11 protein-coding genes and 1 other RNA gene are annotated in these 14,865 nt (G+C 45.7%); 9 read left to right on the top strand and 3 right to left on the bottom strand.

From position 1 onward, the window contains the following. Nucleotides 1-49: 49 nt before the first annotated feature. From K8R76_08530 to K8R76_08500, 7 genes are all read left to right on the top strand, one after another. Nucleotides 50-1,165, top strand: coding sequence for an FtsW/RodA/SpoVE family cell cycle protein (locus K8R76_08530; protein MCD4848221.1), 1,116 nt, complete (start codon nucleotides 50-52; stop codon nucleotides 1,163-1,165). Next, nucleotides 1,162-2,232: a UDP-N-acetylglucosamine--N-acetylmuramyl-(pentapeptide) pyrophosphoryl-undecaprenol N-acetylglucosamine transferase gene (locus K8R76_08525; protein ID MCD4848220.1), complete on the top strand. Its 1,071-nt coding sequence runs from the start codon at nucleotides 1,162-1,164 to the stop codon at nucleotides 2,230-2,232. Before K8R76_08530 ends, K8R76_08525 begins: the two co-directional genes overlap by 4 nt. A gap of 5 nt (nucleotides 2,233-2,237) precedes the next feature. Beyond that, a complete protein-coding gene (gene murC, locus K8R76_08520; GenBank protein MCD4848219.1) occupies nucleotides 2,238-3,560 on the top strand; it encodes a UDP-N-acetylmuramate--L-alanine ligase in 1,323 nt (440 codons plus the stop codon). Further along, the gene (locus K8R76_08515; protein ID MCD4848218.1) at nucleotides 3,557-4,273 is read left to right on the top strand and encodes an FtsQ-type POTRA domain-containing protein; all 717 of its coding nucleotides are present in this window, start codon (nucleotides 3,557-3,559) and stop codon (nucleotides 4,271-4,273) included. The genes murC and K8R76_08515 overlap by 4 nt, the downstream gene beginning before the upstream one ends. Then, nucleotides 4,270-5,514, top strand: a complete 1,245-nt coding sequence (gene ftsA / locus K8R76_08510) for a cell division protein FtsA (protein ID MCD4848217.1) — start codon at nucleotides 4,270-4,272, stop codon at nucleotides 5,512-5,514. The genes K8R76_08515 and ftsA overlap by 4 nt, the downstream gene beginning before the upstream one ends. 14 nt (nucleotides 5,515-5,528) lie before the next feature. Then, the gene (gene ftsZ, locus K8R76_08505; protein ID MCD4848216.1) at nucleotides 5,529-6,686 is read left to right on the top strand and encodes a cell division protein FtsZ; all 1,158 of its coding nucleotides are present in this window, start codon (nucleotides 5,529-5,531) and stop codon (nucleotides 6,684-6,686) included. A gap of 116 nt (nucleotides 6,687-6,802) precedes the next feature. Next, nucleotides 6,803-8,455: a radical SAM protein gene (locus K8R76_08500; protein ID MCD4848215.1), complete on the top strand. Its 1,653-nt coding sequence runs from the start codon at nucleotides 6,803-6,805 to the stop codon at nucleotides 8,453-8,455. Between the two features lie 50 nt (nucleotides 8,456-8,505). Here K8R76_08500 and rpmB read toward each other — a convergent pair whose 3' ends face one another. Next, the gene (gene rpmB, locus K8R76_08495; GenBank protein ID MCD4848214.1) at nucleotides 8,506-8,694 is read right to left on the bottom strand and encodes a 50S ribosomal protein L28; all 189 of its coding nucleotides are present in this window, start codon (nucleotides 8,692-8,694) and stop codon (nucleotides 8,506-8,508) included. A 138-nt stretch (nucleotides 8,695-8,832) separates the two neighbouring features. Between rpmB and ssrA the strand changes: the two genes are divergently transcribed. Continuing rightward, nucleotides 8,833-9,181, top strand: a transfer-messenger RNA (tmRNA) gene (gene ssrA / locus K8R76_08490). 135 nt (nucleotides 9,182-9,316) lie between these two features. Next, entirely contained in the window at nucleotides 9,317-10,330 is a 1,014-nt protein-coding gene (locus K8R76_08485) for a transposase (protein MCD4848213.1), read from the top strand. 22 nt (nucleotides 10,331-10,352) lie between these two features. Here the strand turns inward: K8R76_08485 and nifJ are convergent, their stop codons facing one another. Both nifJ and asnS read right to left on the bottom strand, forming a co-directional pair. Further along, on the bottom strand, nucleotides 10,353-13,886 hold the full coding sequence (gene nifJ, locus K8R76_08480) for a pyruvate:ferredoxin (flavodoxin) oxidoreductase (GenBank protein MCD4848212.1): 3,534 nt from the start codon (nucleotides 13,884-13,886) through the stop codon (nucleotides 10,353-10,355). Nucleotides 13,887-13,945: 59 nt separating this feature from the next. Beyond that, the coding region (gene asnS, locus K8R76_08475; GenBank protein MCD4848211.1) for an asparagine--tRNA ligase at nucleotides 13,946-14,865 on the bottom strand (920 nt) is incomplete at its 5' end.

Raw genomic sequence — 14,865 nt, 5'->3', positions numbered from 1 at the left:
AGGAGCGTGGAGAGCATTTCAGAGATCTTGTGGAGGGCTTGAGTGAAACATGAGGGCTAAAGCCGTAAGAGCGAGAAATGCTATGCTGATATCCGCCGGATTACTTCTGCTTCTGGGAACTCTTGCCGTGTTTACAGCAAGCTCATTCAAATCTCTAATGATTACAGATTCAGACTCCGGTACGATCTTCCTGCTTCCACATATCAGAAAAGTATTTGTTGGAGTTCTAGCCGGCCTTATCGTCTGGTCAATACCTTCTGATAAATTGAAGAAACTGTCTCCAATCCTCTATGTGGGATCTGTTGTACTGCTTCTGGCTCTGCTTATACTCAAGGGCTCACACTGGGCCCCCTTCATCAATGGATCTGCAAGGTGGTTTGTTTTCTGGGGATTTCGCATCATGCCGTCTGAGGTCGCAAGAATTTCCTATATACTGCTTGCCGCATCACTTGTTTCCGATGGCGCCATCCGAGCACGAAGTGGAATAGGTGTAATTAAGCTCGCTTTTCTCGCGATTCTTCCAGCTGTTCTGGTATCTCTGCAACCTGATTTTGCTGGTGCGATGTACATTCTTATCATGATGGTTGTAGTACTCTTCCTGGCTGAAGCACGATTCAGAGATATGCTGATACTTTTCCTCCTGATGATTGCACTTACCTCAGTAGTTGCTTTCTCGTCGGAATACCGGAGAGAGAGACTTCGAAGCTGGTTTTCACCCGGTAATGCTACAGAAGCTTCTGTTTACCAGCCTGAACAGGCCTGTATTGCTCTGGGAAGCGGCGGGATAATGGGCAGGGGAATTGGGAGGGGACGTCAGCAGAGAGGATTCCTTCCTGAAGCATTTTCTGACTACATACTTGCGGTTATAGGGGAAGAATCGGGATTTGCCGGTGTCATGCTGATATTGATCCTGCTGTTTCTGCTCCTGATGTCAGGATGGATAATCGCTGATACCGCGGATTACCTTTTCGGCTATCTTGTTGTCGGCGGGTTAATAGCGTCAATTGCGGTTGGAATGTTCGTTCATATTGCCGTTGTGACCAGGATGATTCCATCCACAGGTATGCCTCTTCCGCTTGTCTCATGGGGTGGTTCCAATCTTTTGATAACCATTGGTTCTCTCGGAATCGTATCCAGAGTAGCCGTGGAAAGAGGGAAAAAATGAAAATAGCCATAGCAGGGGGAGGAACCGGGGGGCATATCAGTCCGGCCATTGCTGTTGCAGAAATTATCTTTAAAGAGTTCCCAGAGGTTACAGTGGATTTCATTGCGACTCCAAGACCGGTTGACAGAAGGATGTACAGACAATTTGAAAGCATGGTTCATACACTTGATCCACCAAGAATAGACAGAGGATTCTCAGAAAAGCTCCTTTTCCCGATCAGAGCAATCAGATCGTTTATCAGAATTCGCAGACTTCTTCGTGAACTTGATTCATCTGCTTTACTTTCTACTGGAGGATACTCTTCTTTCTTTCCAGTTGTTGCTGCAAGATCCCTCGGAATACCGTCAGTTATTCATGAATCCAACAGCATTCCGGGGCGGGCAAACAGACTTGCGGCGACATTCGCGAATAAAATTCTTATCGGATTCGAATCAGCTTCATCATATTTCAAAAAGAAACCTGTTGTTCTGACAGGGAATCCTGTGAGACCAACACTCGAAAGGATTGAAAAAAGAGAAGCGCGAAATCAACTTGGGATTCCTCCTGAAAGTACTGTTATCCTGTTACTTGGTGGAAGCCAGGGAGCAAAAGCAATTAATGATATCGCAGTGAAAGTTCCTGAAGGGGTTTATTCACTTCTTCAGTGTGGTTCCAGAGACAAGGATAGGGTAATTCGCGAATCAAGGGGAAACAACAGGATTACAGTTGTTGATTTTACTGACAATCCTGCGCTGCTCTATTCTGCTGCCGATATTGCTGTAGCACGATCAGGAGCCATGACAACAGCTGAACTGTCCTGGTTCAGAATTCCCTCAATTTACATTCCGTACCCATACGCTGCAGATAATCACCAGAAATGGAATGCAGCTTCCATCGCAGAAAAGGGTGGCGCAATTGAAATTGATCAGGATGGACTGGAACCTGACGATGTGTGGAAGATGATAACTGGATTGCTGGGGAATCCTTCTTCCATGGACAAAATGAAGATCGCACTGGCGGAGATGATGCCGGTGAATCCAGCGGCAGTGATCGCAAGAAATATTCTTGCGTTATCTGAGGAGAGTTGAAACTAATGGCTAAATGTGTACATCTGATTGGTATCTGCGGAAGCGGAATGAGTTCTCTGGCTCTCTGGTACAGAAGCAGAGGATATATCGTTTCTGGATGTGACAGGAACCCAGGTGAGAACCGTTCCGAACTCGCAGCAAAGGGGATACAGGTTTTTGAGGGGCACAGTCCTGATCATATTAAAGATGCGGAAGAGGTTGTTTTCAGCGCGGCCATTCCGCCTGATCATCCGGAAATTGTTCAATCACTGAAAAATGGTATTAAAGTCCTCAGGCGGAGTGAAGCACTGGCAGATCTCGCAAACGACACCACTCTGCTCGCTGTAGCGGGTGCTCATGGAAAAACAACAACAACTGCCATGACTGGCTGGATATTACAGGAGACAGATCTTAATCCAACTGTAATGCTTGGAGGACGGGTTTCGGAATGGAATGGCAATTTCCGTTCCGGTTCTGATCTGACAGTAGTTGAAGCGGATGAATACGACAGAGCTTTCCTCCATCTTCGCCCCATGTCTGCTGCGATTACATCTTTTGCCATAGAACATCTCGAATGCTACGGTACTCCTGAAGCTCTGTCTGTCGCATTTGGCATTTTTCTTGAAATGACCCGTCCGGGCGGGACGGTAGTTGTTCCTTCCAAAAACAGAGAACTTGCCAGATGGGCTGAGCGGATTGGACGAAGGGTAATCACAACAGGAACCATGGGTGATATCCTCTGCAAGTGCACCAGAGTTGATTCATGGGAACAGGAATATCAGATAGGCGATATCACCGGAATACTTCCCCTTCCAGGTGAGCATAATCTTCGAAATGCGGAAACAGCTATTGCTCTTGCGTCAACTGTTGGGGTTGACGCTGCTGACGCCATCAGGGCTCTCAGGAATTTTCCCGGGGTATCAAGACGGCTGGAGAAAATCGGGAAATTCGGATCAGCGATTGTGCTTTCTGATTATGCACATCATCATGATGAGATAAACGCAGCTCTTCAGGGAGTATCTCAGGTTTCAAATGGAAAAATCTGCGTTGTGTTTCAGCCTCATCTCTATTCGAGGACTGCTGCGCATGCTGAAGAGATGGGAAGAGCTCTCTCATCGGCAGATTGCAGCCTGATTCTCCCGGTTTATCCTGCGCGAGAGAAACCGATCGAGGGTGTGGACAGCTCCCTCATCGTAGATGCTGTCAGAAGAGCCGGTGGAACCTGTGAAGCATGCTTCCAGAAAGAATTGAGACCTCGTCTATCAGATATGCAGGCTGATGTGATTGTTTTCATGGGCGCTGGAAGTGTGGATCAATATGCGAGAAGAATTGTCAGAGGTGGGGGATGATAGTCCGGCGTAATAAAATAATCTGGATACTTCTTCTGTCCGGTATTATCGCATTCGCGCTTGCGATGGCTTACAGATGGTTCGAAAGGGGAGGAGTATTCGACCTTAATATAGTGCGAATACGAGGGATACGACAAGCTGATTCATCAGCAGTAAGCCTTGCTGTTGAACCTCTGTTCGGTACGTCCATCTGGCAGATCGATCTTGAAGAGGTTCAGAAACGTCTTGAGGATATCCCCGGAATCGATGATGCTGCGGTCAGTCGGGAACTATTTAACGGTATTGTTCTGCGGATTGAACTGGCTGAACCCATATTTGCTGTAAATGATTCCACTGGTACAGTAGCGATCTCATCATCCGGAGAGCGTCTTCCAGTCTATTTCCTGACAGATACAATTCCCGTTGTTGATGCTCCATCCAATATGAGCACATCAGTATCTGCCAGCCTCGCTGAATGGTTTGAGACCGCGGAATTTGAACATGACAGTCTTGTATTTCGCTATTCCGATGAGGGTTTATCAGTCTATATGAGCGATTGGTGTGAGGTCCTCCTGGGAATGGACAATCTGTCCGGGAGATGGAGGGATTATTGTCTTCTTGAAGCCTCTATATCCGATCTTGGTTACTGGGAACAGGTGGACATGAGATACTATGATCAGGCAATTCTCAGAAGAAATACACAAGAAAGCATTGAGTCCGGAGAAGAATCATGAGTCAGAATGTGCTTGCCGGACTGGATATAGGAAGTGAAAGAGTAACATGCATTGTTGCTGAAGTCGATGATCAGGGAATTCTTCAAATTACAGGTGCAGGTCAGGCGTTGACCGGAGATAGCGTCCGCTCCGGGATGATTGTGGATCTTCAGGGTGCAACTGATGCAGCCTTAATTGCTATGGAAGAAGCTGAGTCACTTTCCGGCTGGGAAATATCTGATACTGCTGTGTCTATCAGTGGTACTCATGTCAGAGGACTGCATGGCAGGGGAACTGTGAATATAGACAGGGAAGGAGATCTCAGCTCCGGTGAAATAACCTGGATGGATATTGAAGATGCATTGGAAACCGCACAGTTGATTAAACTTCCTCGTGAATCGATGGTGCTCCGTACGGTGAAATGCGGATACTCCATTGATGAATTTGAGAGATTGATAAAGCCACCAGTTGGTCTTCGCGCAGAGAGGCTTACAGCTGATATTTACATGGTCACTGCAGATAGATCAGCAATCCTGAATCTTGAACAGGTCATACAGAATACCGGTCGTAAAATTTCAAGCATCTTTCCTGCGGCATCCGCCGGAGCAAGAGCAGTTCTTACGAGAGATGAAATGGAAATCGGTGTGGCTCTTGCTGACATTGGAGCAAGTACTACGGATATAGCCGTATTTTATTCGGGTACTCTTGCTCATCTTGCTGTCATTCCCATTGGTGGTGAAGCGATAACCAGAGATCTTCAGCAATTACGCATTCCGCACTCAGAGGCTGAAAGGTTGAAGAAGGAATACTCAGATGTTTCAGGTATTGAAAAACGGGGAGAAAAAAGCATAACTGCAAGTACTTTCGGCGGGAGAAACTCCATATCCATATCATCCGAGATGATTTCGGGAATTGCTTCCAGAAGAATTCATGAATTGATGATGGAAATTATGAATGAAATCAACAGGGCTGGAATACAACAAACTGATCTCCCTGCTGGAATTGTGCTGACAGGTGGAACGTCACACCTTATGGGAATAACCAGGGCGGCTTCTAGAGTTACCGGTCTTCCTGCAGAGGTTGGAACATCTATAGGTCTGAATATGGCTTCACCTCTTGCAGAAACACCCGAATTTGCTACTGCGGTCGGGTTGGTGCTTCTAACACGAGAAGAGAAGAGTCAATATGAGTATAGAAAATGGTTGAATCCTCTCGAAAATACAGTTATTAGAATAAAGGGATTATTTAACAGATTGAGATAATAAACAAAGGAGGAATGATGATACCTAAGGAGGAAGGACCTCGTCTTCAGATCGTTGATGTGACCGAGGAGTATCGCGGAAAACCGAAAATAACAGTTGCCGGAATTGGAGGATGCGGCTGTAATGCAATCGATCGAATGCTGAGCGCTGACATAGTCGGTGTAGAGTATATAGCTATGAATACTGATTTGCAGGCTCTAAACAATTGCAAGGCTGATCTGACAGTTCAGCTGGGCCTGAAGCTGACCGGTGGTCTTGGTGCTGGAGGAAACTGTGAAACCGGAGAGAGTTCTGCGGAAGAGAGCAGAAATGAAATTGAAGAAAACCTTCAGGACAGCAGCATGGTTTTCATTACAGCTGGAATGGGCGGAGGAACAGGTACCGGAGCTGCTCCGGTCGTAGCCCGAATTGCACGAGAACTTGGTGCCATAACTGTTGGCGTGATAACAAGACCATTCGAAATCGAGGGTTCTGTCAAGAAGATCAGAGCCGAACAGGGAATATCTTCACTCAAGAAAGAAGTCGACACTCTCATTGTAATTCCGAATGACAGTCTGCTCCGCGAAGCAGGTGAAGATGAGACACTGATCGATGCACTGGAAAGAGGTAATAAAACCCTGAAAGATGCTGTTGAGGGAATTGCCAACATTATCTTATCACCAGGTCTGATGAATCTTGATTTTCAGGATATTAAGAAAGTTATAACAACTGGTGGCGGAGCCATGATGGGTACAGGATGCTGCAACGGAGAGCACAGAGCATCTGAAGCTGCAAGACGGGCCATTTCAGATCCATTACTTGAGAATGTTTCTATTGAGGGAGCCAAGTCACTCCTCGTGAGCGTACAAGCTTCTTCAAGTATGAAGTTCACTGAATTCCATGAAGCAGTGGAGATAGTCACACAAGCTGTTGGACCTCAGGCGGATGTATCTCTTGGAACAAGTACAATCGAAGATATGGGGGATAAACTCAAGGTAACTGTAATTGCAACCGGGTTCGGGGAAATGGAAGATACTGAGATGGAAGAGATGGATTTCAGATTACCTGATAGATTGCAGGTAAATACATCGTCTGGATCCAGTGAACGAAGCTCAATACCTTTTACTCTTGGAGCAGCCAGAGCCAGCCATAAAGAGGACAGGAAGAAGCACCCACCATTTCTTAGACGATAGTCCATATGGTATGATGAGGGATAATACACATGATAACAACAATATAGCCTAGTTATCTAGCTATATGTTATTTGTTTACATATATTAGCCACATCCATGAATGGAGGGTAATATATATGAGCCGAAAACCTGCAGCCGAGCATTACGAAGAGAATCGACGCAGGATACTTGCGAAGGAAACATGTCATCAGCTTGTCTCAGAACATGGAATTTTTGAAATAACACTGGCTTCGCCCAGGGAATACAGTTATGCGATGTCCTCACTTGGTTTTCAGAGTGTGTATCAGCAACTGGTATCATGGCCGGAAACCTGTTGTGAAAGAGCATTTTTTCCGGTTCTGGACGAATACCACTGGAGAAGTCGATACAATCACCCCGCAATAACACTCGAGACCGGAAAATCAATTAAGGAATGCGATCTGTTAGTATTCACTCCTTCAGAAGAAGATGACTATATCAGAATTCTACAGATGATGAATCTTTCCGGCATTAAGCTCAGATCTGAGAACAGAACTGATAAATGGCCGCTTGTAATCGCAACCGGGATTTCTGTTACCGCGAATCCAATGCCCCTTTCGCTTTTCATGGATGCATTTGTTATTGGTGAAACCGAACCTTCTTTGGGCCCTGTTCTGGACACAATTAAAAGTCTTGGTGCACAGGGAGCCTCAAAGAAGAAATTGCTTAGAAGGCTTGCAACATTACCCGGAATGTATATTCCATCAGTTCATGAAATTCCCGGCAAAGTTAATTCAATAATGCGCCAGTGGGCTGGATCTGAAGGAATGGGTTCAACATCTTGTATAACATCTTCTGAATGTGCGCGTGGTGAGACGATCATGCTGGAAATATCGCGTGGATGTCCTTATAATTGCAAATTCTGTCAGTTGGGTTATGTCAGTCTGCCCTACAGGGAATGCAAACTGGAAGATGTTGAGGATCTAATCAGAAATCTTCCGGATATTGACAGGTTAACCATTCTTGGAAGTTCACCAAGATCGCATCCTGATCTTCGAAAGATGATAAAAACTGCTGAGACGCAGTATTCAAACGTATTGCTTGATTCAAATAGAACTGAAGAATTGACTCAGCGTTTTTCTGAAAGAGCACTTATTCTAGCACCGGAAACTGGAACAGATTCTCTGAGAAAAATTATTGGCAAGAAACTTAGCAATAGTGTGATGTTCGAGTCTGTAGAGAAGCATTCTGAAAGTGTGACAGGTATCATAATCCACTTCATGCTGGGACTTCCGTTTGAGATGGATAGTGACAGGAAGGGTATTCTCGATTTTGTATCAGAAGTAAGAAGCAGAACCTCTCTGCCAATACATGTCACCGTAAATCCATTTATTCCTAAACCCTGGACTGCATTCCAATGGTCTTCCATGGCAAGTTCTACAGATCTCAGGGAGTGGATCAGGGAACTTGAAATCGGATTCAAACGTCTTAAAAAAGTCTCTATTGATTATGAAGAACCTAGAAATGCTCATATCAGGGCACTGCTCGCAAGGGGAGATTACAGAACCAGTTACGCGCTTGAAGAGAAGCTTTCCGGAGTAGGTTGGAACACTGCCTTTAAACGAGCAGGTATCAGTATCAGGTGGGTACTTGAAGAGCTTGATACAGATACATCATTTGAGTGGGATTTTCTTAATATGGGATTTGGTCACACCAGGTTGGCCAGGGAGTATCAATCGTCATTCACAGGTCATCAGAATCGTATTAAAGCTCTTGAAAAAGATACCGACAAAACTGGGACTGATAAATGAAGAAAGCGGGAATCATGCGATTCCCGCTTTCAATTAGATTAGCGCAATAATCAGACCTTTTGTACCTTGCCGGATTTCAGACAGGTAGTGCAAACCTTAACCTTCTTTATTTTACCATTCACAAGAATTCTTGCATTCTGAAGATTTGGTTTCCAGACGTGCTTTGTATGTCTGTTTGAATGACTGACACGATTCCCAACAGTAGGCCCTTTGCCACAGATATCACATTTCCAGGACATTTGTTTCTCCTATTACTCATAAATTTCAATTTGAAGCAATTCAATAACCCAATTCTGTCTGTTTGGCAAGTCCAGGAAGGAACAACTGGGGTTGACAGATATGATAATATAGTCATAATTTGTATAAGAATCGGACGTGGGGGCGACAGGTCTCGACGGGCTCAGAAGTGGTTCACCGGATGCATGTCGAGGTGCCGCTACCTCGTAAAACTGGCGGATAGATACAACTGCCGCATAATTTACGGCACGCTGCTCCGTAAACAGGAGTAGCCGTCCCCTCCGGGATTGTCTTCCGATCGGGGGCAGGGCGCAAGAAGGAAGGCTGGCTGTGAAGCCCCGCTTTCAGACGTAAGCAGCGAGATTAAATGAGAGCTAGTCCGACAAGGCCGACCGGAGCCGAATCAGGATGAAATTAATCCGGCCTAAACATGTAGACCCGATGAATCCCTGTTCTCGGACGCGGGTTCGAATCCCGCCGCCTCCACCACCTGATGTCAAGGTCGCAAGGTCGTTCACAAGGTCGGACTTAACTATATTAACTTTATGCCTCATATTATTAAACTATATTTATTTAATACACTGACCCCTTGCATTGTCTCTAGAATATGCGTACACTGTAAGTATGAAAACTACGTTCAGGGTTGATGAGCCTGGTACATTCCATCATGTGATTTCAAGAGCTATTGATGGTAAGAATATCTTCTCATTACCGGAGAATCAGAAGGATTTCATTTCCAGGTTAGAAAAGCTTGCGAAACAGGAGCATCTTAAAGTATATGCATGGGTGCTCATGAGTAACCATTTCCATCTTCTGGTGGAACCAGTAAATATAAGTCTATCAAGGTCTATGCAGAAGCTCCTTACAGGATTTGCGATGCATTACAATAAGAAATCCGATCGGCAGGGACATGTGTTTCAGGGAAGATTCAGATCCATATTGGTTGAGAAAGAAAGCTATTTTCTTGAGCTAGTACGTTATATTCATCTGAATCCCTTAAGAGCTGGCATGGTAAAAGACCTGAATGAGCTGAATCATTACTATTCAAGCGGTCATGTCCATATAACAGGTGTATGTAATTATCCTTGGCAGGAAACAGATTTGCTTGAATCAGAGTTTTCCATCAGAGGAAATACTTGGATATCAGGTTATCTGGATTTCCTATCAGATGGTTTTAATTCAAATATTAAAGATATGGATATAGGTTCGTACTTCATAAACAGAGAAGGACTTAAAGCAGCTGAATGCGAGAAGGATGCACCTCAAAAACGTTCGGTTAGAATATCGGGTTCAATTGAATTTGCACGAAAAATCTACAAACAATTATACGATATCAGGAAAATGAAGATCAGGAATAGAAACAAGGAACACAGAAATATAGAAGCCATTATTCATGCTGCTTCTGAAATATCCAGGATTCCAATAAGTACTCTTAGAAAACCAAGAGGTCCAAGGAAAGCAACCCGGATAAGACGTATAATTGTGAAATTGCTTATCAACGAAATTGGTATCAGTCAAGCTGATACAGGCAGATATCTCGGACTTTCAGATACCGCTGTAAGTCATCTTTATAAAGATACGCTTGATCCGCAATCACTTATTGTCGAAAATGCGATTAAACAGTCCATAGAAGTTTAGATAGTTAAGTCCGACCTTATTATTACTTTTTCCAGGTCATGTCAGCCATCTGTCTGTAGATGTTCCATCTGCGCGAAACTTCTTCCTGAGCAAGCTCCATAAGTACTTCTGCATGCTCCGGTTTCGTCTTGGTCAGGCTCTTGAACCTTGCCTCATTATATGCGAAGTCCCTGAACGCAATCGAGGGATCTTTGCTGTCAAGAGTCAGAGGGTTCTCACCTGAACCTATCTTTCTCGGATCGAATCTGAGAAGGGGCCAGAAACCTGATTTGACCGCATTCTTCTGCTCATCAAGACCATAGGTCATATTGATGCCATGAGCGATGCAGTGTGTATAGGCAATGATGATACTCGGTCCGTCAAAGCTCTCAGCTTCGACAAACGCCTTTACAGTCTGATTGTAGTTCGCACCGAGGGCGATCTGGGCAACGTAGATGTTCCCGTAGCTTATGCAGAGCATCGCCAGGTCTTTCTTCGGCTGTGGTTTTCCTGAATCAGCGAATTTAGCTACTGCCGCCAGCGGAGTAGCCTTGGAGCACTGACCGCCTGTATTTGAGTAAACACCCGTATCGAGTACAAGTATGTTCATATCTCTGCCCTGCGCCAGGACATGATCAAGACCACCGTATCCGATATCGTAAGCCCAGCCGTCTCCGCCTATCGTCCAAACACTTCTGTGAACGAAGTAATCAACAACACTTTCAAGCTGCCTTGCATCCATCGAATCTATATTGGCAAGAGCCTTTCTCAGTTCAGCGATTCTTTCCCGCTGATCCGCAATATCCTGTTCGGAATTCTGGGAAGCGCTAAGAATCGCTTCTGCAAGATTTTCACCGACTTGAGCAGACAGTCTTTGAAGAAGCTCTCCGGCCAGCTGGATGTGTTTGTCCGCTGTAAGCCTGAATCCATAACCGAATTCAGCAGCGTCCTCGAAGAGACTGTTGTTCCATGCCGGGCCTCTGTCGTCATGATTCTTCGAGTATGGAGTGGTCGGGAGGTTGCCTCCGTAGATAGAGCTGCAGCCTGTAGCGTTTGCTATGACTGCTCTGTCTCCAAACAGCTGAGTTAGAAGCTTGACGTAAGGAGTTTCTCCGCATCCTGCGCATGCACCTGAGTATTCGAAAAGGGGCTGAAGCAACTGTGATTCCTTGACAAGAGATACGTTGAGCTTCTTCCTGTCGAAATCCGGGATGTCCAGGAAGAATGAGTAATTCTCCCTTTCCGGTACGCGAAGGGGAGGCTGATTGGCCAGATTGATGGCTTTCTTCTCTGGATTTTCCTTGCTCTTTGCCGGGCAGATATGTACGCAGGTTCCGCAGCCTGTACAGTCCTCAGGAGCCACCTGAATGGTGAATTTCATTCCCTCGAATTTAGCTCCCCTGGCTTCAGTGGATTTGAAAGTATCAGGGGCGTTGGTTAACAACTCCTTATCGTATACTTTCATTCTTATCGCCGCATGGGGGCAGACAAGGCTGCAGAATCCGCACTGGATACATGTATCCGGTTCCCAGACGGGAATTTCAAGCGCGACATTCCGCTTTTCCCACTGCGTTGTGCCTGTAGGCCAGCTTCCGTCTGCAGGCATGTCGGAGACGGGAATACTGTCCCCATCCATTCTTATGATCTTCGCGGTTACGCGCTTGACAAATTCCGGTGCTTCCTCCGGAACCGTAGGGGGCATCTCAATGGTGCTGGTAACAATATCCGGATAATCCACTTCAAAGAGATTTGCAAGAGTCTGATCTACGGCATTGTAGTTCTGCTGGACTACTTCATCACCCTTCCTTCCGTAGGTCTTCTTGATGGCATCCTTGATTTTCTGGATGGCCTCATCTTTAGGAAGCACTCCCGAGATTGCGAAGAAGCAGGTCTGCATGATAGTGTTTATTCTAACACCCATCCCGGTATCTTTTGCAACTTTGTAGGCGTCAATAACGAAGAACTTCAATTTCTTTGCGATCATTGCTTCCTGAACTGATCTTGGAAGCTTGTTCCATACTTCATCCACACTGAATGGTGAATTAAGCAGGAAAGTAGCACCCTCTGCTGCGTATCCAAGAACGTCATATTTCTCAAGGAAGATGCTCTGGTGACATCCAACAAAATTCGCAGCAGTAATGAGACAGGTCTGTCTGATGGGTTCAGGACCGAACCTAAGATGACTGACTGTTCTGGCGCCTGCCTTCTTGGAGTCGTAAACGAAGTAACCCTGTGCGAAGTTGTCGGTTTCCTCTCCGATTATCTTGATGCTGTTCTTGTTGGCTCCGACTGTTCCATCGGAACCGAGACCGATGAAAACAGCCTGAATTGTTGAGGGCAAATCAAGCTCGAAGTCGGGAATATCGAGAGAAGTTCCCGTAACATCATCATTTATGCCAACTGTGAAATGATTCTTGGGTTCTGATTTGGAGGCTTCTTCGAGAACTGCTTTGACGATTGCAGGAGTGTATTCTTTACTGGAGAGTCCATAACGACCTCCTATTACATTGATATCGTCTTTTCCATTCTCCCAGAGTGCAGTGATAACATCAAGATATAGAGGTTCACCCGGACCGCCTGATTCCTTGGTTCTGTCAAGAACGGCGATGTTCCGTACTGAGTCCGGTATAGAGTTGAGGAATGCTTCAACATCAAATGGCCTGTACAGACGGACTTTTATCAGTCCTACCTTTTCACCTCTGTTACAGAGGTGTTCAACTGTTTCATGAGCGGTTTCGCATCCTGAAGTCATTTGTATTACCAGCGTCTCGGCATCCGGCGCGCCAACATAATCAAATAGATGGTAATGTCTTCCAGTCAGTTCAGCATATCTATCCATGTAGTCCTGTACTATTCCTGGAGTTGCGAGATAGTATGGATTAACGGTTTCTCTTCCCTGGAAATAAACATCAGGATTCTGGCTTGTTCCTCTGAGTACCGGATTATTCGGATCAAGTCCACGGTTTCTTGCAGCTATTACGAGTTCATCATCCATCATACTGCGGAGAACCTCATCCGGAACCAGTTCGATCTTCTGGATCTCATGGCTGGTCCTGAAACCATCGAAGAAATGGATAAATGGAATCCTTGCCTTAAGTGTAGATGCATGCGCGATTACCGCCAGATCCATCGCTTCCTGGGCCGAGGCGCTTGCAAGAAGGGCAAAACCCGTCTGTCTGACTCCCATGGTGTCACTGTGGTCTCCGAATATTGACAAGGCCTGGCATGCAAGACTTCTGGCTGAAACGTGAAATACTGCCGGTGTGAGTTCAGCAGCGATCTTGTACATGGACGGTATCATGAGAAGGAGACCCTGCGATGCTGTGAATGTGGTGGTCAAAGCTCCAGTCTGAAGCGCTCCGTGTACGGCCGCAGAAGCTCCACCCTCACTCTGCATTTCCTGAACCAGCGGAATGGTTCCCCAGATATTCGTCTTACCCTGCGAGGACCAGGCGTCCGCGTATTCGCCCATGCCGCTGGAGGGTGTGATCGGGTAGATCGCTATTACTTCACTGAGCTTATGCCCGATCCGCGAAGTAGCTTCATTACCGTCGATAGTAATCATTGTACTTTCCATTTTTTCATCCCTTTCAACACGCTAATTATCCAAAACCATTTCTTTTGACATAACAAATATCAGGTCATTTTCCCCTTTGATCTCGGGAATGGAATCACGTCACGTATGTTCTCCATTCCGGTTAGATACATCAGCAGCCTTTCAAACCCCAGTCCGAATCCTGAATGGGGAGCAGATCCCCATTTCCTTAAATCGAAGTACCATGAGTAATCATCTATGTTAATACCGCACTCCCTTGCGCGAATGCTCAGCACATCCAGTCTGTCTTCCCTCTGGCTGGCACCAACAAGTTCACCAACCTCGGGGAGCAGAAGATCGGTACAGGCAACAGTTTTCCGGTCATCGTTCAGCCGCATATAGAATGGTTTTATATCTGCCGGATAATCGGTTACGAAAACAGGGCATCTGAAGTGCTCATCGGTAAGGAATCTCTCGTATTCAGTGGAAATATCGCTTCCCCACTCAGGTACATCTTTAAATCTGCCGCTGTTCTTCTTCAGGAGTACGAATGCATCAGTATATGTAATTCGTGCGAAATCGCTTTCTATGAGCATTCTGTATCGTTCCTTGAGTTCATTTTCATAGAATTTATTGAAGAAGGAAATATCTTCGGGACATTTATCGTGAAGATAACGAGCTGAAAATTTGATGAAATCCTCTATCAGAGAAATATCATCATCCAGGTCAAAAAACGCCATCTCCGGTTCGATCATCCAGAATTCCGCCGTATGAAACCGTGTATCAGATGGATCAGCCCTGAAAGTAGGGCCAAAGGTGTATACTTTACCCATGGCCAGGGCAAGAGGTTCAGCCTCAAGTTGCGCGCTTACCGTAAGGAAAGCCTGTCTCTTGAAATAATCAGTCGAATAATCAACATCACCGTTCTTCAGTGTAATGCTGTCAAGGGGCATAGAAGTTACCTGAAAGGCTTCTCCGGCCCCCTCGGCATCGCTTGTTGTAATAAGCGGTGCATGGATAA

Origin of the sequence: Candidatus Aegiribacteria sp. (assembly GCA_021108435.1) — a bacterium.
Lineage (GTDB): Bacteria > Fermentibacterota > Fermentibacteria > Fermentibacterales > JCC-6 > Aegiribacteria.
Note: the sequence above shows the minus strand (reverse complement) of the source record. Positions and strands in the feature narration are given on the sequence as shown.

Bases quoted from the DNA above. Each gene is read 5' to 3' on its own strand.
- K8R76_08500 (MCD4848215.1), top strand. From the start codon at position 6,803: ATGAGCCGAAAACCTGCAGCCGAGCATTACGAAGAGAATCGACGCAGG.
- K8R76_08515 (MCD4848218.1), top strand. From the start codon at position 3,557: ATGATAGTCCGGCGTAATAAAATAATCTGGATACTTCTTCTGTCCGGT.
- rpmB (MCD4848214.1), bottom strand. From the start codon at position 8,694: ATGTCCTGGAAATGTGATATCTGTGGCAAAGGGCCTACTGTTGGGAAT.
- K8R76_08485 (MCD4848213.1), top strand. From the start codon at position 9,317: ATGAAAACTACGTTCAGGGTTGATGAGCCTGGTACATTCCATCATGTG.
- ftsZ (MCD4848216.1), top strand. From the start codon at position 5,529: ATGATGATACCTAAGGAGGAAGGACCTCGTCTTCAGATCGTTGATGTG.
- K8R76_08525 (MCD4848220.1), top strand. From the start codon at position 1,162: ATGAAAATAGCCATAGCAGGGGGAGGAACCGGGGGGCATATCAGTCCG.
- murC (MCD4848219.1), top strand. From the start codon at position 2,238: ATGGCTAAATGTGTACATCTGATTGGTATCTGCGGAAGCGGAATGAGT.
- ftsA (MCD4848217.1), top strand. From the start codon at position 4,270: ATGAGTCAGAATGTGCTTGCCGGACTGGATATAGGAAGTGAAAGAGTA.
- K8R76_08530 (MCD4848221.1), top strand. From the start codon at position 50: ATGAGGGCTAAAGCCGTAAGAGCGAGAAATGCTATGCTGATATCCGCC.
- nifJ (MCD4848212.1), bottom strand. From the start codon at position 13,886: ATGGAAAGTACAATGATTACTATCGACGGTAATGAAGCTACTTCGCGG.